This window comes from Streptomyces sp. NPDC043996, from assembly GCF_056435225.1.
In genome coordinates, this window is the sequence record NZ_JBWKEY010000001.1 from 923803 (window position 1) to 947881 (window position 24079).

Annotated in this window: 22 protein-coding genes and 1 pseudogene; 10 read left to right on the forward strand and 13 right to left on the reverse strand. The window is 73.4% G+C overall.

Annotation, left to right across the window (positions count from 1 at the left end):
• Nucleotides 1–39: 39 nt before the first annotated feature.
• Complete coding sequence (locus AC07A4_RS04220; RefSeq protein ID WP_478592591.1) at nt 40–1323, reverse strand: geranylgeranyl reductase family protein; 1284 nt, start codon at nt 1321–1323, stop codon at nt 40–42.
• Nucleotides 1324–1438: 115 nt separating this feature from the next.
• On the opposite strand from AC07A4_RS04220, the gene AC07A4_RS04225 reads away from it, so the two are divergent.
• Complete coding sequence (locus AC07A4_RS04225) at nt 1439–1942, forward strand: GNAT family N-acetyltransferase (RefSeq protein ID WP_478592937.1); 504 nt, start codon at nt 1439–1441, stop codon at nt 1940–1942.
• Nucleotides 1943–2080: 138 nt separating this feature from the next.
• A complete protein-coding gene (locus tag AC07A4_RS04230) occupies nt 2081–2413 on the forward strand; it encodes a PASTA domain-containing protein (RefSeq protein WP_478592939.1) in 333 nt (110 codons plus the stop codon).
• Nucleotides 2414–2450: 37 nt separating this feature from the next.
• On the opposite strand, the gene AC07A4_RS04235 is transcribed toward AC07A4_RS04230, so the two are convergent.
• The 6 genes and pseudogenes from AC07A4_RS04235 to AC07A4_RS04260 form a co-directional block, all read right to left on the reverse strand.
• Nucleotides 2451–4577, reverse strand: coding sequence for a hypothetical protein (locus AC07A4_RS04235; protein ID WP_478592961.1), 2127 nt, complete (start codon nt 4575–4577; stop codon nt 2451–2453).
• A gap of 291 nt (nt 4578–4868) precedes the next feature.
• Nucleotides 4869–4937 (reverse strand): annotated as a pseudogene (locus tag AC07A4_RS04240) (zinc-ribbon domain-containing protein); the annotation flags it as partial.
• 175 nt (nt 4938–5112) lie between these two features.
• A complete protein-coding gene (locus tag AC07A4_RS04245; protein WP_478592594.1) occupies nt 5113–5808 on the reverse strand; it encodes a demethylmenaquinone methyltransferase in 696 nt (231 codons plus the stop codon).
• A gap of 288 nt (nt 5809–6096) precedes the next feature.
• On the reverse strand, nt 6097–6636 hold the full coding sequence (locus tag AC07A4_RS04250) for an imidazolonepropionase-like domain-containing protein (protein WP_478592596.1): 540 nt from the start codon (nt 6634–6636) through the stop codon (nt 6097–6099).
• A 17-nt stretch (nt 6637–6653) separates the two neighbouring features.
• The gene (gene mqnC, locus AC07A4_RS04255; protein WP_478592599.1) at nt 6654–7853 is read right to left on the reverse strand and encodes a cyclic dehypoxanthinyl futalosine synthase; all 1200 of its coding nucleotides are present in this window, start codon (nt 7851–7853) and stop codon (nt 6654–6656) included.
• A 119-nt stretch (nt 7854–7972) separates the two neighbouring features.
• On the reverse strand, nt 7973–8698 hold the full coding sequence (locus tag AC07A4_RS04260; RefSeq protein WP_478592941.1) for a prepilin peptidase: 726 nt from the start codon (nt 8696–8698) through the stop codon (nt 7973–7975).
• A 332-nt stretch (nt 8699–9030) separates the two neighbouring features.
• On the opposite strand from AC07A4_RS04260, the gene AC07A4_RS04265 reads away from it, so the two are divergent.
• Complete coding sequence (locus AC07A4_RS04265; RefSeq protein WP_478592602.1) at nt 9031–9909, forward strand: S1 family peptidase; 879 nt, start codon at nt 9031–9033, stop codon at nt 9907–9909.
• A 46-nt stretch (nt 9910–9955) separates the two neighbouring features.
• On the opposite strand, the gene AC07A4_RS04270 is transcribed toward AC07A4_RS04265, so the two are convergent.
• Nucleotides 9956–10405 carry a DinB family protein gene (locus AC07A4_RS04270; RefSeq protein ID WP_478592605.1) on the reverse strand — a complete coding sequence of 150 codons (450 nt, stop codon included), beginning with the start codon at nt 10403–10405 and terminating at the stop codon, nt 9956–9958.
• 245 nt (nt 10406–10650) lie between these two features.
• Complete coding sequence (locus tag AC07A4_RS04275; RefSeq protein ID WP_478592607.1) at nt 10651–12402, reverse strand: protein kinase domain-containing protein; 1752 nt, start codon at nt 12400–12402, stop codon at nt 10651–10653.
• A gap of 200 nt (nt 12403–12602) precedes the next feature.
• Here AC07A4_RS04275 and AC07A4_RS04280 point away from each other — a divergent pair, with 200 nt between their 5' ends.
• Nucleotides 12603–13640 (forward strand): alpha/beta hydrolase, encoded by a 1038-nt coding sequence (locus tag AC07A4_RS04280; RefSeq protein ID WP_478592610.1) that lies wholly within the window; start codon nt 12603–12605, stop codon nt 13638–13640.
• Nucleotides 13641–13728: 88 nt separating this feature from the next.
• On the opposite strand, the gene AC07A4_RS04285 is transcribed toward AC07A4_RS04280, so the two are convergent.
• A complete protein-coding gene (locus AC07A4_RS04285) occupies nt 13729–14541 on the reverse strand; it encodes a menaquinone biosynthetic enzyme MqnA/MqnD family protein (RefSeq protein WP_478592943.1) in 813 nt (270 codons plus the stop codon).
• Nucleotides 14542–14920: 379 nt separating this feature from the next.
• Between AC07A4_RS04285 and AC07A4_RS04290 the strand changes: the two genes are divergently transcribed.
• On the forward strand, nt 14921–15124 hold the full coding sequence (locus AC07A4_RS04290) for a cold-shock protein (protein ID WP_266600482.1): 204 nt from the start codon (nt 14921–14923) through the stop codon (nt 15122–15124).
• Nucleotides 15125–15457: 333 nt separating this feature from the next.
• Here the strand turns inward: AC07A4_RS04290 and AC07A4_RS04295 are convergent, their stop codons facing one another.
• Entirely contained in the window at nt 15458–16039 is a 582-nt protein-coding gene (locus AC07A4_RS04295) for a helix-turn-helix domain-containing protein (RefSeq protein ID WP_478592614.1), read from the reverse strand.
• A 95-nt stretch (nt 16040–16134) separates the two neighbouring features.
• Here AC07A4_RS04295 and AC07A4_RS04300 point away from each other — a divergent pair, with 95 nt between their 5' ends.
• Nucleotides 16135–16872, forward strand: a complete 738-nt coding sequence (locus tag AC07A4_RS04300) for an AzlC family ABC transporter permease (RefSeq protein ID WP_478592616.1) — start codon at nt 16135–16137, stop codon at nt 16870–16872.
• Nucleotides 16869–17183 (forward strand): AzlD domain-containing protein, encoded by a 315-nt coding sequence (locus AC07A4_RS04305; protein WP_478592619.1) that lies wholly within the window; start codon nt 16869–16871, stop codon nt 17181–17183. Before AC07A4_RS04300 ends, AC07A4_RS04305 begins: the two co-directional genes overlap by 4 nt.
• Before the next feature lie 12 nt (nt 17184–17195).
• On the opposite strand, the gene AC07A4_RS04310 is transcribed toward AC07A4_RS04305, so the two are convergent.
• On the reverse strand, nt 17196–18923 hold the full coding sequence (locus AC07A4_RS04310; protein ID WP_478592621.1) for an AMP-dependent synthetase/ligase: 1728 nt from the start codon (nt 18921–18923) through the stop codon (nt 17196–17198).
• 173 nt (nt 18924–19096) lie between these two features.
• On the opposite strand from AC07A4_RS04310, the gene AC07A4_RS04315 reads away from it, so the two are divergent.
• Complete coding sequence (locus AC07A4_RS04315; RefSeq protein ID WP_478592623.1) at nt 19097–20122, forward strand: AraC family transcriptional regulator; 1026 nt, start codon at nt 19097–19099, stop codon at nt 20120–20122.
• Between the two features lie 153 nt (nt 20123–20275).
• On the forward strand, nt 20276–21454 hold the full coding sequence (locus AC07A4_RS04320) for a lipase family protein (RefSeq protein ID WP_478592626.1): 1179 nt from the start codon (nt 20276–20278) through the stop codon (nt 21452–21454).
• A gap of 44 nt (nt 21455–21498) precedes the next feature.
• Here AC07A4_RS04320 and AC07A4_RS04325 read toward each other — a convergent pair whose 3' ends face one another.
• Complete coding sequence (locus AC07A4_RS04325) at nt 21499–22797, reverse strand: MFS transporter (RefSeq protein ID WP_478592946.1); 1299 nt, start codon at nt 22795–22797, stop codon at nt 21499–21501.
• A gap of 388 nt (nt 22798–23185) precedes the next feature.
• Here AC07A4_RS04325 and AC07A4_RS04330 point away from each other — a divergent pair, with 388 nt between their 5' ends.
• Nucleotides 23186–24043: a helix-turn-helix domain-containing protein gene (locus AC07A4_RS04330; protein ID WP_478592628.1), complete on the forward strand. Its 858-nt coding sequence runs from the start codon at nt 23186–23188 to the stop codon at nt 24041–24043.
• Nucleotides 24044–24079 lie beyond the last annotated feature (36 nt).

The window sequence follows — 24079 nt, forward strand, 5'->3', positions numbered from 1 at the left end:
CTTCGGAGGCGCTGTCGCCCCGCGCCCCTTCGGAGGCGCTTACGCCTTGGGGGCCACTCGGCTGAGGCCGTTGATGATGCGGTCCATCGCGTCGCCGCCCGTCGGGTCGGTGAGGTTGGCGAGCATCTTGAGGGTGAACTTCATCAGGAGCGGGTGCGTGAGGCCGCGCTGGGCGGCGATCTGCATGACCTTCGGGTTGCCGATGAGCTTCACGAAGGCGCGGCCGAGCGTGTAATAGCCGCCGTAGGTCTCCTTGAGGGTCTTCGGGTAGTTCCGCAGGGCCAGTTCGCGCTGGGCGGGCGTGGCGCGGGCCAGGGCCTGCACGATGACGTCCGCGGCGATCTGCCCGGACTCCATGGCGTACGCGATGCCCTCGCCGTTGAACGGGTTGACGAGACCGCCCGCGTCCCCGACCAGGAGCAGGCCCTTGGTGTAGTGCGGCTGGCGGTTGAAGGCCATCGGCAGGGCGGCGCCGCGGATGGGCATCGTCATGTTCTCGGGGGTGTAGCCCCAGTCCTCGGGCATCGAGGCGCACCAGGCCTTGAGGATCTCGCGCCAGTCCAGCTCCTTGAAGGCGGCGGAGGTGTTCAGGACGCCGAGGCCGACGTTCGACGTGCCGTCGCCCATGCCGAAGATCCAGCCGTAGCCGGGCAGGAGCCGGTCCTGCGCGCCGCGCCGGTCCCACAGCTCCAGCCAGGACTCCAGGTAGTCGTCGTCGTGGCGCGGCGAGGTGAAGTACGTGCGCACGGCGACGCCCATCGGGCGGTCCTCGCGGCGGTGCAGGCCCATCCCGAGGGAAAGGCGCGAGGAGTTGCCGTCGGCGGCCACGACCAGGGGCGCGTGGAAGGTGACCGGCGTCTTCTCCTCGCCCAGCTTGGCCTCCACGCCGGTGATGCGGCCGGTGCGGTCGTCGACGATCGGGGCGCCCACGTTGCACCGCTCGTACAGCCGCGCGCCCGCCTTCTGGGCCTGGCGGGCGAGCTGCTCGTCGAAGTCGTCGCGCTTCCGCACGAGTCCGTAGTCGGGGTAAGAGGCGAGATCCGGCCAATCCAGCTGGAGCCGTACGCCGCCGCCAATGATGCGGAGCCCCTTGTTCCGCAGCCAGCCGGCCTCTTCGGAGATGTCGATTCCCATGGCCACCAACTGCTTGGTGGCGCGCGGTGTCAGACCGTCGCCGCAGACCTTCTCCCTAGGGAAAGCGGTCTTCTCCAGGAGGAGTACGTCGAGCCCCGCCTTCGCCAGGTAGTACGCCGTCGTCGAACCGGCTGGCCCGGCGCCGACGACGATGACGTCCGCGGAGTTTTCGGAGAGGGGCTCGGTCACGGCGGGTTCTCCCCAAGGCTCGAAATCAGTGTGCCGACGGGCACGGGATGAGGGCAGTCTATGAGGCGGTACTGATCAACCAGCCGAAGGGCCACTTGTGAGCGAGCTGAGCGACATGAGCCGTGTGGACGTGCGGCTGCGCGTCCCCACCGACGAGGACGCCGTCGTCTGGCACCGGCTCTTCGACGACCCCGCGGTCATGGAGTTCGTGGGGAACGGCGTGTCCTCCGAGCTGTTCGTGTACGAGGAGCTGACCGCGCGCCAGCGGCGGCACGACGCCGAACTCGGCTTCTGCCTGTGGACCGTGCTCGACCCGGACGGCGAGCCCGTGGGTCTGACCGGCGCCCAGCCGTGGCCGCGGGAGTGGGGCCCCAAGGGCGAGATCGAGATCGGCTGGCGGCTCGCGAGCCGGGCCTGGGGCCGCGGCTATGTGACCGCGGCGGCCCGCGAGACCCTGGCGCGGCTGCGGGCGGTGGGCGTGCCGTCCGTGGTCGCCGTGATCGACGTGCGCAACGAGCGGTCGATGGCGGTGGCCGACCGCCTCGGCATGCGGCGCGAGGAGACGGTCGCCAAGCCCCGCTCGGACCACGAGGCCTACTGCTACCGGCTCACGTTGTAACGGGACGGGCTCCGCACGGGGTTGTGGTCGGCCCCGGCGGGGCTACCCTGCCCATACCGCTGGGGGGTGACGCCTGTGCCGAAGACACCCGGGCACGCCGGGCCGCCGGAAGTGCGCGTGCCGCGCCTCGTGGGGCTGATGGCGATGGACGCGCGAGAGACCGCCATGGGTTTCGATCTGCTCCTCGTCGCGGGCGACCGGTCCGACGCCCTGGACCTGCCGTTCGACTATGTGGTGCGGCAGTATCCGCCGCCGGACACCGAGGTCCCGCGAGGCGCCGTCGTGACCGTGTGGTTCGACCTCGGGCCGCAGGAGGGCGGGGGCGGCGCGGGCGTGCGCGAGCCGCTGCTGCCCCACCCGTCGGGCGGCGGACTCCAGCGGGAGCTCGACGAGCCGGGGGCGCGGGAGGGGGCGCGGGAGGTCTTGCAGGCGCCCCTGCGGGCGGCTTTGGACGGCGCGGCCACGCGGTGAGCGGGCGCGCGGGCCGCTCCGGGAGCGGCCCGCGCGGTCACTCGGTGACGCGCCAGGTGTTGAGCGCCGTCCGGTGGGTGCGCGCGCCGTGTCCGGCGGGCCAGACGCTCTCGCGCCAGGACAGCTGAATCGCGTACTCGGTGCCGTCGTCCGCGATGTAGCTCTGGTTGATGGCGTGGATCGTGCGGTCCGCGCGGTCGGTGTACGTGTACTCCCACACCGCGCCGGAGTGCCCCCGGAAGGTGTTCCCCTCCAGGCGGACGCGCTGGTAGTCGGACTTGTCGGGGTCCTTCTCGGCGTGCTCCTCCATGTCCGTGAGGTTCCCGAGGGAGGTGTAGTCGGCGTTCGGGATCACCCCGACGAGGAAGTTCTCAGGACCGTTGGCGGCCGCGTACGTCGACTGCGTCGGGTTGTCGCCCGCCTTGCGGCTCCAGCCCTGTGGCGCCGCGAACGAGAAGCCCTTGGGGTCCCGCACGCGTTCGGAGCCCGAGGGCACGACGTCGTCGCCGACGGTCTCCTCGCCCCCGCCGGTCGCGCCGCTCTTGTCGTCGTCCGCAGGGCCGGTGGGCTCGGTGGGCTCGGTGGTCGCCGCCGGCGGGTCCTCGCGCGGCTCATCGGTGCGGCTCGCGGCGGACCCCTCGTGCTTGCCCCCGCCGCCGGACGCGCTGGAGCCGCCGTCGGAACTCTCCTGGTTCTCCTGCCAGACGACGACGCCCGCCGTGACACCGCCGCCCGCCAGGAGGGCGACGGCCAGCGTGACGGCCCACACGCCGACGCGGCCGCGCTGCCGCGCGGGGGCGGCCGGTGGCATCAGGACGCCTTGGGTGGGGGCGTACGGGGCCGGGACGGCGTACGCCACGGGCGCACCCGGAGTTCCTGGCGCTCCCGGGGCTCCCGGGGCTCCCGGGGCGCCTGGTGGCACGGGAGGAACCGGCCCCGGCGGCACCCCCGTCCCGCGCGCCGTGAACACCACCGCGACCAGGACCGCCCCGGCCACCCACAACAGGCCGAACAGCAGCAGGTCCGGCAGGCTCACGCCCGCCTCGAACGTGCTGGTGGCCGTGTCGCCGCCGAAGCCGCGCTCCTTGGCGGTCGTATCGACGCTGAGGCCGCCGAGCGCCGCGAGCAGCAGGATGAGCGCGAAGCAGATGCCCGCGGCCAGGATCTGCTCACCCCGGCGCACGCAGCGGCGCGTGGCCAGGACGCCGATCACCAGCGCGCACACCAGGCCCAGCGCCAACGCGCCCACGACGGCCCCGGAGTTGACCAGGTCCGCCAGCTTGGACAGGCCGAAGGACTCGCGCTCGTAGTCGTCGCCGAACCGCGACTCGCCGCCCGCCTTGGACTTCAGCGGCGCGCCCCAGCCGAGGCCGAGCGTGCAGATGCCGAGGTTCGGCAGGACGAGGAGCAGGAAGAAGTACGGCGAGATCCCCTCGTCCGAGACGTCAGAGACATCCGAGACCGACACGTCGGACGAGCCGTTGAAGGCGTCGATCTGGGTGACGCTGAGGTATCCGGTGACCGAGGCGAGGATCAGCACGACGACCAGGGCGCGCAGGGCTGTGCCCAGGGCGCGCGAGAAGGCGAGCGCGCCGGGGCGGGCGGCCAGCCAGGCCGCCGAGCTGTCGCGCTGGAGCACGGCCGCGGAGACCGCGAGGGTGAGCGCGAGCGCGCCGAGGGTCGCGAGGAGCGCCCCCGACGACACCTCGGTGCCCTGGATCTCGGGCTGTCCGAACAGCGCGAGCACGAGCACGCCGAGCGCGGTGAGCACCGCGACGCGGACGGCGGCCTCCAGGCCCGCCGTCGCTCCCGGCAGGCTCTGGCCGCGCTGCCGCAGCCGGTTCCTGAGGACGCGCGCGCCGATGACGACGGCCCCGATGAACAGGGCGGTCACGGTGAGCGGCATCAGGTGCACCGAGAAGGTGCCGTCGACCACGGAGTCCGAGGCGCTGTCGATGCCCCGGTCCTCGCTGCGCGTGAGCTCGGGGTTGCCGCCCACCGCCTGCAGCACGAAGGCGAAGGCGATCCGCAGCCGGTCGCCGAAGCCGACGAAGTCCTCGTCGTCCTGGCCGTACGTCGGGACGGCGCACGCCACGGCCGACACGAGCAGCGCCACGACCGGCCACAGGGCGGCCTGCGCGGCCCCGGCCCAGTCACCGCGCACGACCCGCCCGAAGAAGGCGCCGACGGGGGTGGGGGCGGGTGCGGGTGCGGGTGCGGCGGGGGCCGGGGCTTGGCCGGGAGGCGGCGGGGTTGCCGGGACCGCCGGGGCGGGCGGGGCCGCCGGAGTCGGTGGGGCTGCCGGGGTCGGTGGGGCCGCCAGAGCGGGCGGGGCCTCCGGGGTAGGGGGAACTACCAGTGTTTTGGGGTGGGACGGGCCGTCGGAGGCGTCCTGCGGGGCGGCGTCCTCGGCGGCGCTGTCCTCGGCGGCGGCGTCCTCCGGAGGCCGTTCCCGCCCGCATCTCATACAGAAGCGGGCCTCGTCAGGGGTGGGTGCCCCGCAGTGCGGGCAGTGCGACGACATCGGAACGCTCCGTCTTCAGGAGATCGTCAGGGGACGGGCCGGTGAGCGCCGACCGTTATGTCCCGACCACGCAACGTGGCCGGGACATATCAACTGACACATCTTCTCCAACTGACGGTTCCCGTCAACTGAAGTACGGAGAAAGACCCTTCGCCCGCCCGCGGGCCGGTCCCGCTCAGCCCTGCTTGAAGCCCCGGTGCAGCGCGACGACGCCGCCGGTCAGGTTGCGGTACGCCACCTTGGACCAGCCCGCGCCGGTCAGGCGCGCGGCGAGCTCGGGCTGGTTGGGCCAGGAGCGGATGGACTCGGCGAGGTAGACGTACGCGTCCGGGTTGGAGCACACCGTGCGGGCGACCGGGGGCAGGGCGCGCATCAGGTACTCGATGTAGACCGTGCGGAACGGCTCCCACGTGGGCTCGGAGAACTCGCAGATCACGACGCGGCCGCCGGGGCGGGTCACGCGCAGCATCTCGCGCAGCGCGGCGTCGGTGTCGTGGACGTTGCGCAGCCCGAAGGAGATCGTGACGGCGTCGAAGGTGTCGTCCTTGAACGGCAGCTTCGTGGCGTCCCCGGCCGTGAACGGCATCCAGGGGTGCCGCTGCTTGCCGACGCGCAGCATGCCGAGCGAGAAGTCGCACGGGACGACGTACGCGCCGGCGCGCGCGAAGGGCTGCGAGGAGGTCGCGGTCCCTGCGGCGAGGTCGAGGACCTTCTGCGCGGGGCGCGCGTCCACGGCCCTGGCGACCTCCTTGCGCCACAGCCGGGCCTGCCCGAGCGAGATCACGTCGTTGGTCAGGTCGTACCGTTCCGCGACGTCGTCGAACATCGTGGCGACTTCGTGCGGCTGCTTGTCCAGGGATGCGCGGGTCACCCGGCCTATTGTGTCAGGCCGGTCTTCTTGCTTGGCGGCGCCCTTCGCCTGCGGCGGGCTGTGCGCGGGAGCGTCTGCCCCCTGGGGGTTCTTGGCGGGTGCGGGTCGCGTGTGGTTGCTCGCGCCGTTCCCCGCGCCCCTTCGGGGCGCTCTGGTGGGCCCGTCCTGCTATCTGCGGCGGCCGTCGCGGTAGGGGGTGCCGCCTCGGGCTTCCAGCGGGTGCGGGTTGTGTTGGGTTGCTCGCGCCGTTCCCCGCGCCCCTTTGGGGCGCCCCCTGGCCCCATGCCTTTATCTGCGGCGGAAGACCAAGCGGCCCTCGATGGCCGTGGCCAGGCAGGTTTCGGGCTCGGTGAAGATCGCGAAGTCTGCGGGGGAACCCGGGGAGAGGGGGGCTCGCGGTGGGGTGGTGGTGACCCTGATGCCTGAACGGGTGACGGCCGTGCGGACCGCGGGGTGGGTGAAGGGGCCCGCCAGGGTGGTGGTGCCGGTGGCGAGGAGGCGCTGCAGGCCGCGGCGGGCGCTGTGGCCCCAGCGGGTGTCGGTCATGCCGAGCCGTTCCAGGGCCGCGCCGGTCAGCGGGTCCGTGCCGAGCTCGTCGGCCTCGCGCGGGTCGGGCCAGTACGCGCGCTCCAGGAGCGCCAGGGCGTCGGGCTCGTGGCGGCCGGAGGTCAGGACGCCGTCCCAGCGCCGGACCCGGGCCCTCTCGCCGTACGCCGCGCACAGTTCCTCGTACGGCCCGACGGCCGCGATCCGGGCGCCGTCGACGACGACGGCGTCCGCCCCCGAGGGGGCGGGCCGGACCGCGCGCGCGTGGTGAACTGTCAGCAACTGGCCCTCACGCGAGGCTAGTTGGCCGCGAGGAGCTTCAGCTCCGGGTGGGCCGTGCCGCCCTCGATCGCCGTGGAGGAGATGTGCGAGGCGACGCGCTCGTCGACCGGGTCGTTCGCCGGGTCGTCGTGCACGACCAGGTGCTCGTACGTCGTGGCGCGCTGCGCGGGCACGCGGTCGGCGGTGCGGATCATGTCGATCATCTCGCGCAGGTTGGAGCGGTGCTTGGCACCCGCCGAGGAGACCACGTTCTCCTCCAGCATCACCGAGCCGAGGTCGTCCGCGCCGTAGTGCAGCGTCATCTGGCCCGCCTCCTTGCCGGTGGTCAGCCAGGAGCCCTGGATGTGGGCGACGTTGTCCAGGAAGATCCGCGCGATCGCGATCATCCGCAGATACTCGAAGAGGGAAGCCTGCGTGCGGCCCTTGAGGTGGTTGTTCTCCGGCTGGTACGTGTACGGGATGAAGGCCCGGAAGCCGCCCGTCCGGTCCTGTACGTCGCGGATCATCCGCAGGTGCTCGATGCGCTCGGCGTTCGTCTCGCCCGTGCCCATCAGCATGGTGGAGGTGGACTCCACGCCCAGGTTGTGCGCGGCCTCCATGATCTCCAGCCAGCGCTCGCCGGACTCCTTGAGGGGCGCGATGGCCTTGCGGGGGCGCGCCGGGAGCAGCTCGGCGCCCGCGCCCGCGAAGGAGTCGAGCCCGGCGGCGTTGATCCGCTGGATCGCCTCCTCGACCGACACCTTGGAGATGCGGGCCATGTGCTCGACCTCGCTCGCCCCCAGGCTGTGGATGACGAGCTGCGGGAACTCCTTCTTGATGGCCGCGAAGTGCTTCTCGTAGTACTCCACGCCGAAGTCCGGGTGGTGCCCGCCCTGGAACATGATCTGCGTGCCGCCGAGCTCCACGGTCTCCGCGCAGCGGCGCAGGATGTCCTCGAGGTCGCGCGTCCAGCCCTTCTTGGTGTCCTTCGGGGCGGCGTAGAAGGCACAGAACTTGCACGCCGTCACGCAGACGTTCGTGTAGTTGATGTTCCGCTCGATGATGTACGTCGCGATGTGCTCGACGCCCGCGTACCGACGGCGGCGGATGGCGTCGGCGGCGGCGCCGAGCGCGTGCAGCGGAGCGTCGCGGTACAGGTCGAGGGCTTCCTCGGGAGTGATCCGCCCACCCTCGGCGGCACGGTCGAGCACGGACTGGAGGTCGGCCTTCTCGGTCACCGGGGCGTCCCTTTCGTAAGGTCCATAAAGGGGGCAGATCTTCTTCAGCGTACGCCAGGCCTCGCGGCCGTCCGCCGGTGGGAGCGGGCGCGGGACGGCGGCCGGGCTCCGGCGGTCCCTCAGGCCGCGTGCGCCCCGATGAGCACCCCGGCCAGCGCCCCCGCGAGCAGGAACGGGCCGAAGGCTATCGGCGTCCTCCGGCCAAGGCCGCGCGCTATCGCGAGCCAGCCGCCGTACAGCCCGAAGCACAGGAATGCGGCGAGGGTGCCGAGCACCAGCGCCCCCCAGCCGTACCAGCCGAGGGCCGCGCCGACGGCGAGCGCCAGCTTGACGTCACCGAACGCCATCCCCTCCGGTTTGATCAGGAACATTATGAAATAGCCGCCGCCGAGCACGAGCGTGCCGAGCGCGGCGCCCCTCCAGGAACCGCCGTGCCCGGGCAGCGCGGCGGCCGCGCCGAGCAGCGCGAGGGCCGCCGCCGCGAGGGGCAGCGTCAGCACGTTCGGCAGCCGCAGCACCGCGCGGTCGACGAGCACGAGCACCACGGCGGGCGGGGTGAGCAGCAGCCACACGGCGAGCTCAGGGCGGGGGCCCGTGGCCGCCGCGAGCGCGGCCGAGACCGCCGCCGCGGCCAGGGCTATCCCGCCGGGCCGCGGCCCGTACCGCACCCCGTCCGGGCATCGGGCGGGGCCCAGCCAGCCCTTGATCGTGTGCTCGCCGTCCGGGCAGCGGCCGCGCCAGGGCTCTTCGGGCGGGACCGAGAAGCGATACACCGCGCGCGGCAGCACGAGTCCGGCGAGCGCGCCCCACAGGGCTCCGGCGAGGATCAGCGGCAGCATGGCCATCCCGAAGGTCGAGGGCTGGGGCCGGAAGGCCTTGACGTCATGTGATCGTACGGACGCGCCCCGCATCCCGGCAGCGGCTGTGGACAAACCCGCGATTGTGGATAAGACAGAGGGTCAATGAGTGCTCCCCGCAGCCCTGGAGCCCGTCAAGATGCCCTAAGTGTCCAAAAGCGTCCGGAAGTTGATGGCGCGGCGCCCACGGACTGGTGAACCCGCGCCCCCCGTACGCCCTCTCCTTGATCAGCACGCGCGGTCCCGGGAGTCCCCCGGAGGCGCGCGCGCCCGGAAGCACCCGCTTTCGACACCACGGCGAAAGAGAAGACCAACCCCCCATGAACCACCACGTACTCACCCGCAAGAAGCGCGCCGCGGCCGCGGGCCTCGCGGGCGCCGCCGCCCTCGCGATGGTCGCCACCGGTGCCCCCGCCGCCCACGCCATCGTCGGCGGCACCGAGGTCTCCAACGACGCCTACCCCTTCATGGTGGCCGTCCTCGACAAGGGCCCCGGCAGCGTCAAGAGCCGCCAGTTCTGCGGCGGCAGCCTCGTCACCCCGGACACGGTGATGACGGCCGCGCACTGCCTGGTCGACGACGAGACCGGCAAGCCGGTCAAGCCGAAGTCGATCCAGACGGCGATCGGCCGCACGGTCCTGTCGAACGCCAAGCAGGGCCAGATACGCAACGTCGCCAAGCGCGGCATCGTCGTCCACCCCCGCTACCTCCAGGGCAAGGACGCCTACGACGTGGCGTTCATCCAGCTGAGCAAGCCCGTGCGGGGCATCAGCGCCGTCAAGCTCCCCACCCAGGGCACCGACTCCCTGCTGCGCCCGGGCCAGAAGGCCACGGTCGCGGGGTGGGGCAACACGGACACCGACCTGACGTACACGCCCGACCGGCTGCGCCAGGTGCGCGTGCCGATCCTGTCCCACGGCGAGTGCCGGACGAGCTACGACGGCTATGACTCCAAGGTCAACTTCTGTGCGGGCGTCGAGGGCAAGGACTCCTGCCAGGGCGACAGCGGCGGCCCCATCTTCCGCAAGGTGCCCGGCCGCGCCGCGCCCATCCAGATCGGCGTGGTCTCGTACGGCGACGGCTGCGGCGACCAGGGCGCGCCCGGCGTCTACACCTCGGTGAGCTCGGCGAAGCTGTGGAAGTCGCTCGGGGACTCGGCGTCGGCGAAGCGCGTGAAGCGGGCCCTGGCCCGCGGCTGAGCGAGGCGGGCCCGGCCGCCGCGCGGCCGGGCCCGCTTCCGTCCGGCTACTCCCCCGTCGCCCCGTCGATCCGCTCCCGCAGCAGGTCGGCGTGGCCGTTGTGGCGGGCGTACTCCTCGATCATGTGCGTGAGGATGTGCCGCAGTGAGTACGTGACGCCGCCGTGGGAGCCGGTGGCGTCGAGGTCGCGCGCGTCCGCGACGGTCGCCCGGGAGCGCTCGCACTCGGCGCGCCACACCTGGAACGCCTCGGCCACGTCGGCGTCGTCGACGTCCCACCGCGCCGCCCCCGCCTCCCCCGGCCAGTGGGGCTTGTCCGCCTCCCCGAGCAGCACGCACCGGAACCAGCCGCGCTCCACCTCGGCCAGGTGCCGCACCAGGCCCAGCAGGCTCAGCGAGGAGGGCGGCACCGCCCAGCGCCGCAGTTGAGCCGGGGTCAGACCCGCGCACTTGAGGGCGAGCGTCTCGCGCTGGAAGTCGAGGAAGGCGCTGAGCATGACCCGCTCGTCGGCCTGGCCGGGGGGCGCGATCCGGCGATCCCCGTACTCCCCGCGTTCCCCGTACTCCCCGTACTCCCTGTGATCTCCGTGCTCTCCGCGATCTCCGTGTTCTCTGTGACCATCTGTGTGACCGTCATCACTCGGCATCGCCCCATGATGCCGACGCCGTCGCGCGCCCACCAGTACGCGGACGGGGCGTGGCAGAGCCGGGCGCCCAGGTGGCCGATGCCTTAGCCCTAGCCCTAGCCCTTGACCCGCTTCAAGCGGGCCTGCGGATCGCCCGCCTTCGGGTCCACGGACGTGTACTCCAGCTCCGCTCCCACGGGGCGCAGCCGCACCGTGTGGGAGGCCTGGGAGCACTGGCCGCCGTTGGACTCGGCGCCGACGCCCGTCGCGACCAGCTCCTTCTTGGTGGCCGACTTCAGGGTGAGGACGTCGACGCACTTGGCGCCGATGGGGTCCGTCTGCGTCACCGTGCCGATGCGCTGTCCCGGCTTCGGCACCTGCCGCACGGTGACGTCGAAGGTGCCGAGGGGTACGAGGCCGTCCTGTGCGGAGGCCTTGCCGCGCCAGTGGCCCAGATAGCGCGCGGGCACGGCGCCGTCCTGGCCGTCGCCGGCGTCCCCGGTGCCGTGGGGCTCGTTGGACGCCGCGGGCGGGCGCGCCCCGGTGTCGGCGGAGTCGTCGGAGCCGGACCCCGGCAGCAGCGAGAACAGGAACGCCCCGCCCACGGTGACGGCGGCGAGCGCCCCGGCGACCGCGAGCGCGACCGTGCAACTCACCCTGCGGCCCCGGCCGTCGGGCGCCGCCGGGGTCGCCGCCGCCGCGACCGAGAGCGTGAGCTTGCCGGGCGCCGCCGGGGCACCCGGCACCGCGTCGTGCGGCGCGGCCGCCTGCGCGGGCACGTGGTCACCGGGCACGCGGTCTCCGGGCGCGTGCCCGTACGCCTGGCTCCCCGGCGCGCCGTACGACGGGTCCGGCGGGCCGAACACGCCCGCCGCGGAAGGCTCCTGCGCGCCCGGGGCCGGGCCCACCGCGGGCCCCGCGAACGACACCGGGCCGGACTCCGGCTCCGCCGCCACCTGCCCCGTACCGTCCCGCGCCTCCAGGTCGAGCAGCCGCACCGCGCTCCGGCTGACCCGCTCCACCAGCGGCCCCGGCAGCCAGCCCGCCGCCACCAGCGGGCCCGCGCCTTCGGGCGCGAGGCGGCGGGCCAGTTCGTCGGGGGCGGGGCGCGCGGCGGCGTCCTTCGCCAGGCACGCGGCGGCGAGCTCCCGCACCTCGCCCTGGAGCGCGCCCAGCTGGGGCTCCTCGTGGACGACCTTGTAGAGCAGCGCCGCCGAGGAGTCGCCGGGGAAGGGGGTCTCCCCCGTCGCCGCGTAGACGAGGACCGCGCCCAGGGAGAAGACGTCGGCGGCGGCGGTGACGCCCTTGCCGAGGATCTGCTCGGGCGCCATGTAGCCGGGCGAGCCGATGGAGACGCCGGTGGAGGTGAGCGAGGCCGTGCCGTCCGTCGCGCGGGCGATGCCGAAGTCGATCAGACGGGGGCCGTCCAGGGTCAGCAGGACGTTCGACGGCTTCACGTCGCGGTGCACCAGGCCGAGGCCGTGCACCTGGGCGAGCGCCTCCGCGAGGCCCGCGCCGAGGACCCGCACGGTGTGCTCGGGGAGCGCGCCCGTCTCCCGTACCGCCTCGGTGAGCGAGGGACCCGCGGCGTAGCCGGTGGCGACCCAGGGGACGCGCGCCTCGGGGTCCGCGTCCAGGACCGGCGCCGTCCAGGCGCCGCCGACCCGGCGGGCCGCCGCGACCTCGCGCCGGAAGCGGGCGCGGAACTCGTCGTCCAGGGCGAAGTGCGGGTGCACGATCTTCACCGCGACCGTACGGCCGCCCGCGCTGCGTCCCACGTAGACCCGGCCCATGCCGCCGGAGCCGAGGCGGCCGAGCAGTCGGTAGGGCCCGATGACCGTGGGCTCGTCCGGTTCGAGCGGCTGCATCGCGAAGGCCTCCCCCTGTGCGCCGTACGCGTTCCGGTGCCATGGATCAGCCTACGACCCCGGGAACCCGGGCCCCGGTTTCTCCCTCTAGACAGGCGTAATTGACCGTATTGCCCTCCTTGTCCACTCTGCGTTCGCTTCCGGCTCGTCCCGCGTTCGCCGTACGGACACGGTCCGCTCCCCAGGTCCATCGAGGTCACATGAACGTCCGCCGCACCACCGTCCCCGTCGCCGCCGCCGCGCTCGCCACCGCGCTCCTCCTCGGCGGCTGCTCCTCCTCCGACCAGGGCAAGCCCATGAGCTTCGACGGTCCGAAGGCGTCCACGCCGACGGGCCAGGGCTCCAAGGGCGAACACCATGGCAACGGCAATAGCGCGGCCAAGGACACCCGCCTTCCGACCGGCCCCCGCGCCTCGTTCACCACCGAGAGCACGCTCGATGACGGCACCAAGATCGGCGTCACCACCCTGAAGGGCGGGAAGTCGGGCTTCACGGGCAAGGTCTGGGTCTGGGCGCCCAAGCAGTACTTCGATCCGAAGTACGCGCGCAGCGGCTTCCCCGTCCTCATCGCGCTGCCCGGCGGACCCGGCTACCCCAATAACTATTGGATGGGCACGGACCTGAAGCTGGAGAGCTCCATCGCCGCGTGGTCGAAGACCGGCAAGAGCCTGCCGTTCATTGTGGTGATGCCGGTGCTCAATCCCGACGACAAGTTCTATTACGACGGCAGTGACATACCGGGGCAGCCGAAAATGGGCACCTGGATGACCGAAGACGTACCGGATTTCGTGAAGGCGAATTTCCGCACCTTCAAGTCCCGCGACGGCTGGGGGTTCATGGGCTCGTCCTCGGGCGGCTTCGTGGGGCTGAAGTCCGTGCTGCGGCACCCGGAGAAGTTCAAGGCCGTCATCGCCTCCGGCCCCGACACCGTGCCGGACTCGCCGCTGTGGCGCGGGCACGAGGCGCAGCGGCGCGCCAACGACCCGGGGCGGCTCGCCGAGCGCCTCATCCGCCACGGGGGCCCCGAGGTCGACATCGCCTTCCAGGTCGGCACCAAGGAGTCCGGGCAGCCGAACCTGCGGGCGTTCATGAAGAAGTACGGCAAGGGCCCCGTCAAGACCCGGCTGCACGTCATCGAGGGCGGCAGCCACAGTGCCCGCTCGTACGTGCCGGGCATGGGCGACGGGCCCATCCAGTGGATCAGCCAGAAGATGCGGGGCCCGGTGCCCAGCTCCTGAGGCGCCGAGCCGCCGGGCCGTCTGGCGGTCCGGCGGCTTGGGGCCCTTCTGGCGGCTCGGCCCGGCCCGGCCCGGCTCGGCCCGGCCGCTATGACCGCAGCAGTTCCACCCGTACGTCCTCGGCGAAGCCCGTCGTCGGACCCACCCTGCGGGCGAACTCCGTGACGCCCTCCAGCTGCGCGGCGCCGAAGCGGAAGTCGAGCGTCGTGAAGTACCGCTCCAGGACGCCCGCGTCGAAGGCCTCCCAGCGCGCGGCCTGCTCGGCGACCTTCGTGACCTCCTCCAGGGACAGGTCGCGCGAGGCGAGGAACGCCTTGTGCACGGCGCTGACGACCTCGGGCTCGCGCTCCGCGTAGTCGCGCCGCGCCGCCCACACCGCGAAGACGAACGGCAGGCCCGTCCAGTCCTTCCACATCTGGCCCAGGTCGTGGACCTCCAGGCCGAGCCGGGGCGCGTCGATGAGGTTCGCGCGCAGCGCCGCGTCCCCGATGAGCACGGCGGCGTCCGCCTCCCGCATCATCAGGCCGAGGTCGGGCGGGCACGTGTAGTAGTCGGGACGCACGCCGTGCCGCTCGGCGAGCAGCAGCTGCGCCAGGCGCACGGAGGTGCGCGAGGTGGAGCCGAGCGCCACCCGCGCCCCGTCCAGCTGGCCGAGGGGCACCTGGGAGACGATCACGCACGACATGACCGGGCCGTCGCAGCCCACGGCCAGGTCGGAGAAGGCGAGCAGGTCATCGGCGTTGCGCAGGAACTCGACCAGCGTGACGGGCGCGACGTCGAGCTCGCCGCGCACCAGCTGCTCGCTGAGCTTCTCAGGGGTGTCCTTGGTGAGCTCGAAGTCGAGCAGCGTGCCGGTCCGCGCGAGGCCCCAGTACAGGGGCATGCAGTTCAGGAACTGGATGTGGCCGACGCGCGGCCGTGCGGTGCGGCGGGAGCTGGGGAGCCGGTCGGCTCCCGCCCCGCTCGAGGTGTCAGCGGGAGAATTGTCCACATCGGTGAGGCTAGCCCTCGCGCGCTACGGTCCGGGCGCCGGGGCCCGGCCGGGGCTCACGTCAACCGTCCTTAAGAGGGCGTCAAACCTCCGGGTGACGTGATCTTGATCCCTATTGCTTCTCGGCTCCTGCGTGCTAAGCTCACCGCAAGTTGCAGTTTGGTTTCCCTTGCAGTACAGAGCCTGCGGAGCATGTGACCCGCGGGCTCTCGTCGTTTTCAGACTTTTGCAGTTGTTTCAACAATCGCAGGTTCTGGAGCAGGGCAACCCTTTGGCCCAAGGAGGGCTTATGGCTACCGGAACCGTGAAGTGGTTCAACGCCGAAAAGGGCTTTGGATTCATCGCCCAGGAAGGCGGCGGCCCCGACGTCTTCGTGCACTACTCCGCGATCAACGCCAACGGTTTCCGTTCCCTTGAGGAGAACCAGGCCGTGACCTTCGACGTCACGCAGGGCCCGAAGGGTCCGCAGGCGGAGAACGTCACCCCCCAGTAAGGGCGGCTTGATCCTCCCATAAGGGCGGCTCGATCCGGACGGAAGCAGTACCCAAGGAGCCCCGCGCCTCCCGCTTCGGCGGGGGTGACGGGGCTCCTGCCTTTTCCTGGCGGGGGCGCCTTGACCAGGCCCGGGGGTGGGCCCCGGGGTGCCCCCTGCCTTGGTCTGGTGGGCCCGGTTTTTGCCGCTTCGCGGCTTGTCCTCAAGCGCCGGACCGGCTTGATCATTGCCGCTTCGCGGCTCGTCCTCAAACGCCGGACGGGCTTGGGCTGTCGCCTGCTCGCGGCTTGGACTCGGGTGCCGGACGGGCTAGGACTGTCGCCTGACCGGGGGCTAGGGGTGTTGCATGATCAAGATGAACGTCGTTGACGGGGTCAGGGCCTCGTAGGTGTGGGGGACGTCGCCTCGGTAGGACATGTAGTCGCCGGGGTGGAGTTCGACCTGGTCGCCTTGGGGGCCCGCCAGGAGGGTGCCCGTGCTGACGATCAGGTGTTCGATCGCGCCGGGGTTGTGCGGGTCCGACTCGCGCGCCGGGCCGGGCTCCAGGGCTCCGTGGTAGATGTCGCGGCGGACTCCGGAGGGGCCCGCGGACAGGAGGGTGCCCGCGTACGAGGAGCGCTCGGCGTGCATCGTCGGGCCCTCGCCCGCGCGGATCACGGTCACCGAGGGCGCCGCGGACTCGGTGAGCGCGCTGAACGGGACGCCGAGCGCCACCGCGAGCGCCCACACCGTCTCGATGCCGGGGTTGCCGGTGGCCGCCTCCAGCTGGGACAGCGTGGACTTGGCGATTCCGGCGCGCTTGGCCAGCTCGGAGAGGGAGAGCCCGGCGCGCGCCCGCTCCCGGCGCAGCGCCGCCGCGACCCATTCACGGGGCGCCCCGGGGGCGCCCGCGCCGCTTCCCGTGCCCTCAGTCATGCGGTTCGTCCTCACTCTGGCGACCTGGCTGTTCGGTGTGCGAGACGAATCGTTCGCCTTGACGAACGCAATCTCCCTGGCTCATTCTACGTCGCATGCGTTCGATACACCGAACGGGCGACCCGGCAGAACGAACAACCGGGTTCGTCCGTCTCTCCGATCTGCCCTCCGGCGTCCTGCGGGACATCGGCCTCGTCCTGCTCGCCGACACTGTCGTCGGGGTCTCCTTCGGCGCGATCGCCGTGGCGGGGGGCCTGCCGGTGTGGGTGCCGGTCACCATGTCGCTGCTCGTGTACGCGGGCTCCGCCCAGTTCAGCGCGGTCGCCATCCTCACCTCCGGCGGGGGCGCCGCGGCCGCCGCCGCGACCGGGCTTCTGCTCAACACCCGCACCGCCGCCTTCAGCCTCGCCGTCGCCGGCAGCATCGGCCGCTCCTGGCCCGCGCGGCTCGTCGGCGCGCACCTGGTCACCGACGAGACGGCGGCCTTCGTCCTGGCCCAGCCGGACCCGGCGCGGCGCAGGGCCGCGTTCTGGATCTCCGGGCTCGGCCTGTTCGCCGCGTGGAACCTCAGCGTGTTCGCGGGCGCCCTCGCCGGGTCCGCGCTCGGCGACACCGCGCGGTTCGGGCTCGACGCCGCGTTCCCCGCCATGCTCGTCGCCCTGGTCCTGCCCGTCCTGCGGGACGCCACGGACGGGGCCCGGCGCGCGGCGGCCGCGGGCGCGGTGCTCGCCGTGGCCGCGACGCCGCTGCTCCCCGCCGGGCTCCCCGTGCTGCTCGCCCTGCTCGGCCTGCTCGTCGCGGGCCGCCGCCCCGAAGCCGGGAGCCCCTCGTGAACTCCCAGCTCGCCTGCGTCCTGGCCCTCGCCGCCGGAACCTACGCCTTCCGCCTCGCCGGGCCGCTGCTCCACGGCCGCGTGGAGCTGCCCGCCCGCGCCCAGGAGCTGCTCGCCACCGCGGCGGCCGTGATCCTGGTGGCGCTGCTCGCCACCGGCGCGCTCGCCGAGGGCCAGGAGTTCGCGGGCTTCTCGCGCCCGGCCGGGGTGCTCGTCGGCGGGGTGCTCGCGTGGCGGCGGGCACCGTTCGTGCTGGTGGTCATCGGCGCGGCCGCCACCACCGCCCTGCTCCGCCTCGCCGGGCTGTCGTAGGGCCCCGGGGTCCTAGGCCTCGTACAGCGCCTCCACCACGTCCCCGTACCGCTCCGTCACCGCCCGTCTGCGTACCTTCAGGCTCGGTGTGAGCAGGCCCGACTCCACCGTGAAGTCCTCGTCGAGGACGGCGAAGCCGCGGATGCGGGCCGGGCGCGAGGCGCGGGTGTTGGCCTCGTCGACGGCCTCCTGGACCAGGGCGCGGACCGTCGGGTCGGCCGACAGGGGCGCGGTGAGGACCAGGCCCGCGCGGTCGGCCCACCCCGTGACCTCCTCCTCGTCGAGCGTGATCAGCGCGACGGGGTAGGGGCGCCGGTCGCCGACGAGGACCGCGCGCGAGACGAACCGCGAGGCCTGCACGGCCAGTTCCCCGAGCGAGGGCGTGATGTTCTTGCCGCCCGAGGTGATGATGAGGTCCTTCTTGCGGCCGGTGATCGTGAGGTAGCCGTCCGCGTCGAAGGCCCCCAGGTCACCGGTGTGCAGCCAGCCGTCCGCGTCGAGCGCGTCCCGGGTGGCCGCCGGGTCGGCGTGGTAGCCGGGGAAGACGTTCGGGCCGCGCGCGAGGACCTCGCCGTCGTCCGCGACACGCACCTCGCAGCCCGCTATGGGCCGCCCCACCGTGCCGTACTTCACGGCGCCCGGGTGGTTCAGCGTGATGACGCCGCCGGACTCCGTCATCCCGTACCCCTCGAAGACCTGGATGCCCGCGGCCCGTACGAAGTCGAGGACGTGCGGGGCGATCGGGGCGCCGCCCGTCAGGGCCCAGCGCACCCGGCCCCCCAGCGCCTGTCTGACCAGCGCGAACAGCGCCTTGTCGGCGGCCTCGTACGCGCCCTGAAGGCCGGGCGGCAGCGCCCCGTCGGCGGCGAGGACGCCGACGCGCACCGCCTCCTCGAAGCGCTCGCGGCCGCCGTCCTGGGACTCGGCCAGGGAGAGGACCGTCCCGTACACCTTCTCGAAGAGGCGGGGCACGGACGGCAGATGCGTCGGCCGGGCCCGGGCGAGCTCCGTGACGACGTCCTCGACCCGGCCGCCGAAGTACACCAGCGTGCCGCCCTCGATGAGCGTGGTGAACTCGATGAGCTGCGCGAGGAGGTGGGCGAGCGGCAGATACAGATACGTGGCGTCGCCCGGACCGCCCTCGATCAGCGGCAGGGTCGCGTCCTGCACCGCCCCGAGGTTGCCGTGGGTGAGCACACAGCCCTTGGGCGGTCCCGTGGTGCCCGAGGTGTAGATGATGGTCGCGGGGTCGTCAGGGGCGCGCCCGGCCGCCCGCTCAAGGAGCTCCGCCACCGGGGCGAGCGTCTCGTACGCGCCCGGCTCCGTCATCGCCACCAGGCGCCGCACCCCCGGCAGCTTCCCCCGCAGGCGCTCCACCGAGGCCATCCGCTCCGCGTCCTCGCACAGCACCACCGAGGCGCCCGAGTCACCGAGCACCCAGACCAGTTCGTCCGCGCCCGCCGTCGGATAGCCCGGCACCACGACCGCGCCCGCCGCGAGGACCCCGAGGTGCGCGTACGTCCACTCGGCGCGGGTCTCGGCGAGGATCCCCACCCGGTCGCCGGGCGCGACGCCCATGCCGATCAGGGCCCGGCCCACCGTCCGCGCCTCGTCGCGCAGCCGGACGTACGACACCTCCCTCGGACCCTGTGCGCGCAGGGACCGCAGCGCGGGCAGCTCGCCGTGGCGGTCCGCCGCCCACTCCGCGAGGACGGACAGGGTGTTCGGCCGTGGTGTCATGCGTACGACGCTAGGGACAGCGCACGCCCGCGCGGCATGACCCGAAACGCCACCACGGCTGACCCGCGCGCTCACCACACGCGCCCGCGCGCCCCGGGCCGAATCGGCCAACCCCTGGCGCACACGCGGGCACTCCCTTCTTGAGCAGGCGCGTTGAGGCTAACGTCATGGTCATGGCCAGGCGGACGATCACCGTGCACCATGTGCGGGCCGTGCTGCGGGGAGCCCAGCGGCACGGCGTCGACACCGTGCCCCTCCTCCAGGCGGCACAGATCCCCCCGCTGCTGCTCGGCGACGACCGCGCCCGCGTCACGGCCCCCCAGTTCGCCCGCCTGTTCCGGGAGTTGTACCGGGCGACCGAGGACGAGTTCCTCGGCCTCGGCTCCGCCCCCAGCCGCCCCGGCACCTTCGCGATGATGTGCTACGCCACCCTCGGCTGCCGCGACCTGGGCGCCGCGATGGAGCGCGGGGTGACGTTCTACGGCCTGTTCCCCACCGGCCCCGACCTCGCCCTCACCCGCACCGACGACCTCGCCGTCTTCACCGTGCGCAACGACCTCGACCAGGACTTCTTCCTCGCCGAGTGCCTCGTCATCATCTGGCACCGGCTGTGCAGCTGGCTGATCGGCCGCCGCATCCCGCTGCGCTGGGCCGACTTCGGGCACCCGCCGCCCCCGCACAAGGACGAGTACGAACAGCTCTTCGGCTGCCCCGTCCGCTTCGGCGCCGAGCGCACCGGCGCCGGACTCGACCCGCACTGGCTGGACGCGCCCCTGGTCCGCGACGAGGACGCGCTCCAGGCGATGCTCCGCCGCGCCCCCTTCGACCTGCTCTCCCGCCGCGCGTACGGCACGACGGTCGCCGAGCAGGTGCGGCGGGCGCTCGCCACCGCCCTGCGCGCCTCGCCGCGCCTGCCCTCGCTCGGCGAGATCGCCGCGCGCCTCGCGCTCAGCCCCTCCACGCTCCGCCGCCGCCTCGCCGAGGAGTCCACCTCGTACCAGCAGTTGAAGGACGCCGTGCGGCGGGACGCGGCCATCGCGGGCCTCGCCGAGGGCCGCGAGCCGATCGCGGACCTCGCCGCGCGGCTCGGCTTCTCCGAGGACACCGCCTTCCACCGGGCGTTCCGCCGGTGGACGGGGACGACGCCGGGCGCGTACCGGTACGCGTACCGCGATGACACACCGGGTCAACGAAGCTGAGCGTTTCCGTCAGACCCCTCCTTACTCGCGGGTCACTACGGTCGTCGACACCTGAATGGCCGATGCCCGCGAGCCCGATGGATGACTGAATGGGCATCGCCCCGAGCTCCACGCCCCAAGCCTCCGTGCCCCACGCACAGTTGGGAGAGCCGCATGCACGCGCCCACGTCCCTCAGACGACTCGCCGTGACGGTCGCGGCCGGACTCGCCGCCGCCACCCTCAGCTCCGCACCCGCATCCGCCTCATCCGATGACAGCGCTCCCGGGGCGGCGGCCGCCCCCGGCGACGTCATCAGGACCGAGCCCAGCGCCTTCCACCCGCTGCCCGGCCAGCCCACGAACACCAAGGCCTGGAAGATCCACTACCGTTCGACGACGGCGACGGGCCGCCCCAACACGGTCACCGGCACCGTCATCGTCCCGCAGGACGGACGCCCGGGCCCGCGCCCGCTGATCACCTACGCCGTCGGCACGGTGGGCGTCGGCGACCGCTGCGCGCCCAGCGCGGGCTTCCCACGCGGCACCACCCTCGAAGCCAACCTCATCCAGCAGCTCACCCTGCGCGGCTGGGCCGTCGCCGTCACCGACTACGAAGGCCTCGGCACGCCCGGCGACCACACCTACACCGTCGGCCGCGCGGAGGGCCACGCCGTCCTCGACGCGGCCCGCGCCGCGATCCGCCTGCCCGAAGCGGGCCTCTCCAAGGACTCGCCCGTGGGCATCATGGGCTACTCCCAGGGCGGCCAGGCCTCTTCCTGGGCCGCCGAACTGCACGGCTCCTACGCGCCCGACCTCAAGGTCAAGGGCACGGCCACGGGCGGCGTGCCCGGCGACCTGATGGAGGTGGCCAAGTTCAACGACGGCTCATACGGCTCCGGTCTGGTCTTCATGGCCGCCATCGGCCAGAACGCGGCGTACCCCGAGCTGGACCTGGAGTCCTACCTCAACCCCCGCGGCACGTCCCTCATCGGCTCGCTGCGCGACAGCTGCGTGGCCGACGGCGCGGTCATCGGCTCCTTCACGCGCATCAAGGACGTCACCACGAGGAACCCCCTGGAACAGCCGGACTGGCAGCAGCGCCTGCGCGAGTCCCAGGTCGGCACGCGCGCGCCCGACGCGCCGGTGTACCTCTACCACGCGCTCGCCGACGAACTCATCCCCTACCGCGTCGGCAAGCAGGTCCGCACGGACTGGTGCGCCCGGGGCGCCGCCGTCGAGTGGCACACCATCCCGCTCGGCGAACACGTCAGCGGCGTCATCACCCAGTCCCCCTTCGCGGCCCAGTGGCTGGCCGACCGGTTCGCGGGGAAGCCGGTACGGGGCAACTGCTAGGTGGGTCCTGGCGGGCTCCGGGCTCCTCGCCCGGGGCCCCCGGGTCACCCGCGCGCCCCGCCCTTCGGCAGCCGCCACAGCGACAGCGCCGCCGTGGCAAGGAGGAGTGCGCCCACGACCGCGAGCCCCTGGCGCATGCCCGCCACGGAGTACGCCCCGCCGCCGCCGATCAGCGCGCCGAACAGGGCCACCGAAAGGGCGCCGCCGGTCTGGCGCAGGGAGTTGAGCAGGCCCGACGCCGTGCCCGCGCGATGGCCGGGGACCGCGTCGATCAGCAGGGCCGTCAGCGCGGGGACGGCGAGCGCGCCGCCGATCCCCGTCGGCACGAGGAGCACCAGGACCAGCCACAGCGGGGTCGTCTCCGCCAGCGGAAGCAGCGCGAACATCGCCACGGCCAGGATCAGTTGACCGGCCACGATCACCGGGCGGCGGCCGACGCGCTCCGCGAGCCGCGGCGACACGAGGTTCGTCGACGTGATCAGCACGGCAAGCGGCACGAACATCAGGCCCGCCGCCACCGCCGACATGCCCCGCAGCTCCTGTAGGTACAGGCCGAGCAGGAACACCACCCCGTAGAACCCCGCGTTCACCGCGAAGCCCACCGCCAGCGAGACGCCCACCTCGCGCCTGCGCAGCAGCTCCGGCGGCACCATCGGCGCGCGGTGGCGGCGCTCGGCGGCGCGGAAGCCGAGCGCGGCGGCCACCGCGAGCCCCGCCGCGGCCAGGACCGACGGCGCCGTCGCGCCCGCGTGCCCGCCCTCGATCACCGCGTACGCGAGACCCCCGAGCGCGAGGACCGCGGTGACCTGGCCCGGCACGTCCAGCGGGGCCGGGCGGCGCGGCGAGGGCGCCGTGCGCGTGAGCAGCGCCAGGATCAGGGCGCCCAGCGGCAGGTTGAGCAGGAACACCGCGCGCCAGCCGACGGTCTGGGTCAGGACACCGCCGAGGACCGGGCCCGCGGCCATCGCGGCGGAGCCGCCGACCGTCCACAGCGCGACCGCGCGGGCACGGGCGCGCGCGTCGTCGTACGCCTGCCGGATCAGGGCGAGCGAGGCGGGCATCACCACGGCGGCGGCCGCGCCCTGGGCCACGCGGGCCGCCACCAGCGCCCCGATGTCCGGCGCCAGCGCGCAGGCCAGCGAGGCCAGCGTGAACAGGCCGGTCCCCCAGGCGTACGCCCGCCGCGCGCCCGCGCGGTCGGCGAGCGCCCCCGCGGAGATCATCAGCGCGGCGAATATCAGCGTGTACGCGTCCACGACCCACTGGAGGCCGGTCATGCCGCCGTGCAGCGAGGCCTGGATGTCGGGCAGGGCGATGTTGACGGCGGAGACGTCGAGGGTGATGAGGGTGAAGCCGAGGAGGGAGGCGAGGAGGGCGGGGAGGGGGTGGGTGGGGGTGGGGGGAGGGTGGAGGTGGGCCGGGGTTGGGTGGTTAGTGCAGTGGTCATGGGGGGGGTCCTGGTTCTGGGGTCGTCGCGGAGCGGCGGAGAAGAGGGCGGGTGGGTGGGACAGCCACGCCGCGGAGCGGCGGGGCTCAGCCGCGGAGCGGCACGGCTCCGGGCCGCGGAGCGGCGAGGGCCCCGGCGCGGAGCGCCGAAGAGCCCGCCCGGCGCGGAGCGGCGGGGACGGCCAAGGCCCAGGCTGCCCAAGCCCCCGCGCGCCCGGCAGACCGCCGTGTTCCTGGCCCTGACACGGCCCCCCAGAACGCCCTCCCACCGGCGACAATGGGCACATGAAGACCACCGGCGGCACCGAACTCGGCCGCTATCTGCGCGCGCGCCGCGCCCAGGTCCGCCCCGCGGACGCCGGCCTGCCCGCGGGCACGGGCCTGCGGCGGACGCCGGGCCTGCGCCGCGAGGAGCTGGCGACGCTCGCCGGGGTGAGCGTCGACTACTACACGCGCCTGGAGCGCGGCCGCGAGACCAACCCGTCGGCGGCGGTGATCGACGCCCTGGCCCGTGCCCTGCGCCTGTCCGGCGACGCCCACGAGCGGCTGCACGAGCTCGCCGAGCTGGCCTCGGGGCGGCTCACCGAGCCGCACCCCACCACGGAGTCCACCGTCCGCGACTCGGTGCTGCGCATGCTGGAGGCGCTGCGCCCGCTGCCCGCGTACGTGGTCGGCCCGTACGGCGACATGCTGGCCGCGAACCCGCCGGGCCGCCGCCTGATGCCGGGCCTGTGGGACTGGCCGCCACGGGAGCGCAACGTCCTGCGCTATGTCTTCCTGCACCCGGTCGGCCGCGCCCTGTACGTGCCGTGGGAGGAGACCGTGGCCCGCTCCGTGGCGCACCTGCGCGCGGTCGGCGGCCGCGACCCCGACTCGCCGCGGCTCACCGCGCTCGTGGGCGAACTGATGCTGAAGTCACCGGACTTCGCCCGTCTGTGGGACCGGTACGAGGTGCGGGAGCGCGGCGGCGGCGTCAAGTCCTTCGCGCACCCGAAGGCGGGCCCGATGACCCTCACGTACGAGGTGATGAAGCTGGCCCGCACCGGCGGCCAGCGCCTGGTCACCTACCAGGCGGAGCCGGGCAGCGCCGACGAGGAGGCGATGCTGCGCCTGGACACGGCGGCGCGCACACCACCCCGCTGACCACTGCCCACTGACCGCTGACCGCTGACCGCTGAC

Bases quoted from the DNA above. Each gene is read 5' to 3' on its own strand.
- AC07A4_RS04300 (WP_478592616.1), top strand. From the start codon at position 16,135: ATGCGTTCGATACACCGAACGGGCGACCCGGCAGAACGAACAACCGGG.
- AC07A4_RS04230 (WP_478592939.1), top strand. From the start codon at position 2,081: ATGGCGATGGACGCGCGAGAGACCGCCATGGGTTTCGATCTGCTCCTC.
- AC07A4_RS04295 (WP_478592614.1), bottom strand. From the start codon at position 16,039: ATGACTGAGGGCACGGGAAGCGGCGCGGGCGCCCCCGGGGCGCCCCGT.
- AC07A4_RS04270 (WP_478592605.1), bottom strand. From the start codon at position 10,405: ATGCTCAGCGCCTTCCTCGACTTCCAGCGCGAGACGCTCGCCCTCAAG.
- AC07A4_RS04290 (WP_266600482.1), top strand. From the start codon at position 14,921: ATGGCTACCGGAACCGTGAAGTGGTTCAACGCCGAAAAGGGCTTTGGA.
- AC07A4_RS04275 (WP_478592607.1), bottom strand. From the start codon at position 12,402: ATGCAGCCGCTCGAACCGGACGAGCCCACGGTCATCGGGCCCTACCGA.
- AC07A4_RS04265 (WP_478592602.1), top strand. From the start codon at position 9,031: ATGAACCACCACGTACTCACCCGCAAGAAGCGCGCCGCGGCCGCGGGC.
- AC07A4_RS04225 (WP_478592937.1), top strand. From the start codon at position 1,439: ATGAGCCGTGTGGACGTGCGGCTGCGCGTCCCCACCGACGAGGACGCC.
- AC07A4_RS04315 (WP_478592623.1), top strand. From the start codon at position 19,097: ATGGCCAGGCGGACGATCACCGTGCACCATGTGCGGGCCGTGCTGCGG.
- AC07A4_RS04310 (WP_478592621.1), bottom strand. From the start codon at position 18,923: ATGACACCACGGCCGAACACCCTGTCCGTCCTCGCGGAGTGGGCGGCG.
- AC07A4_RS04280 (WP_478592610.1), top strand. From the start codon at position 12,603: ATGAACGTCCGCCGCACCACCGTCCCCGTCGCCGCCGCCGCGCTCGCC.
- AC07A4_RS04330 (WP_478592628.1), top strand. From the start codon at position 23,186: ATGAAGACCACCGGCGGCACCGAACTCGGCCGCTATCTGCGCGCGCGC.
- AC07A4_RS04320 (WP_478592626.1), top strand. From the start codon at position 20,276: ATGCACGCGCCCACGTCCCTCAGACGACTCGCCGTGACGGTCGCGGCC.
- AC07A4_RS04260 (WP_478592941.1), bottom strand. From the start codon at position 8,698: ATGGCCATGCTGCCGCTGATCCTCGCCGGAGCCCTGTGGGGCGCGCTC.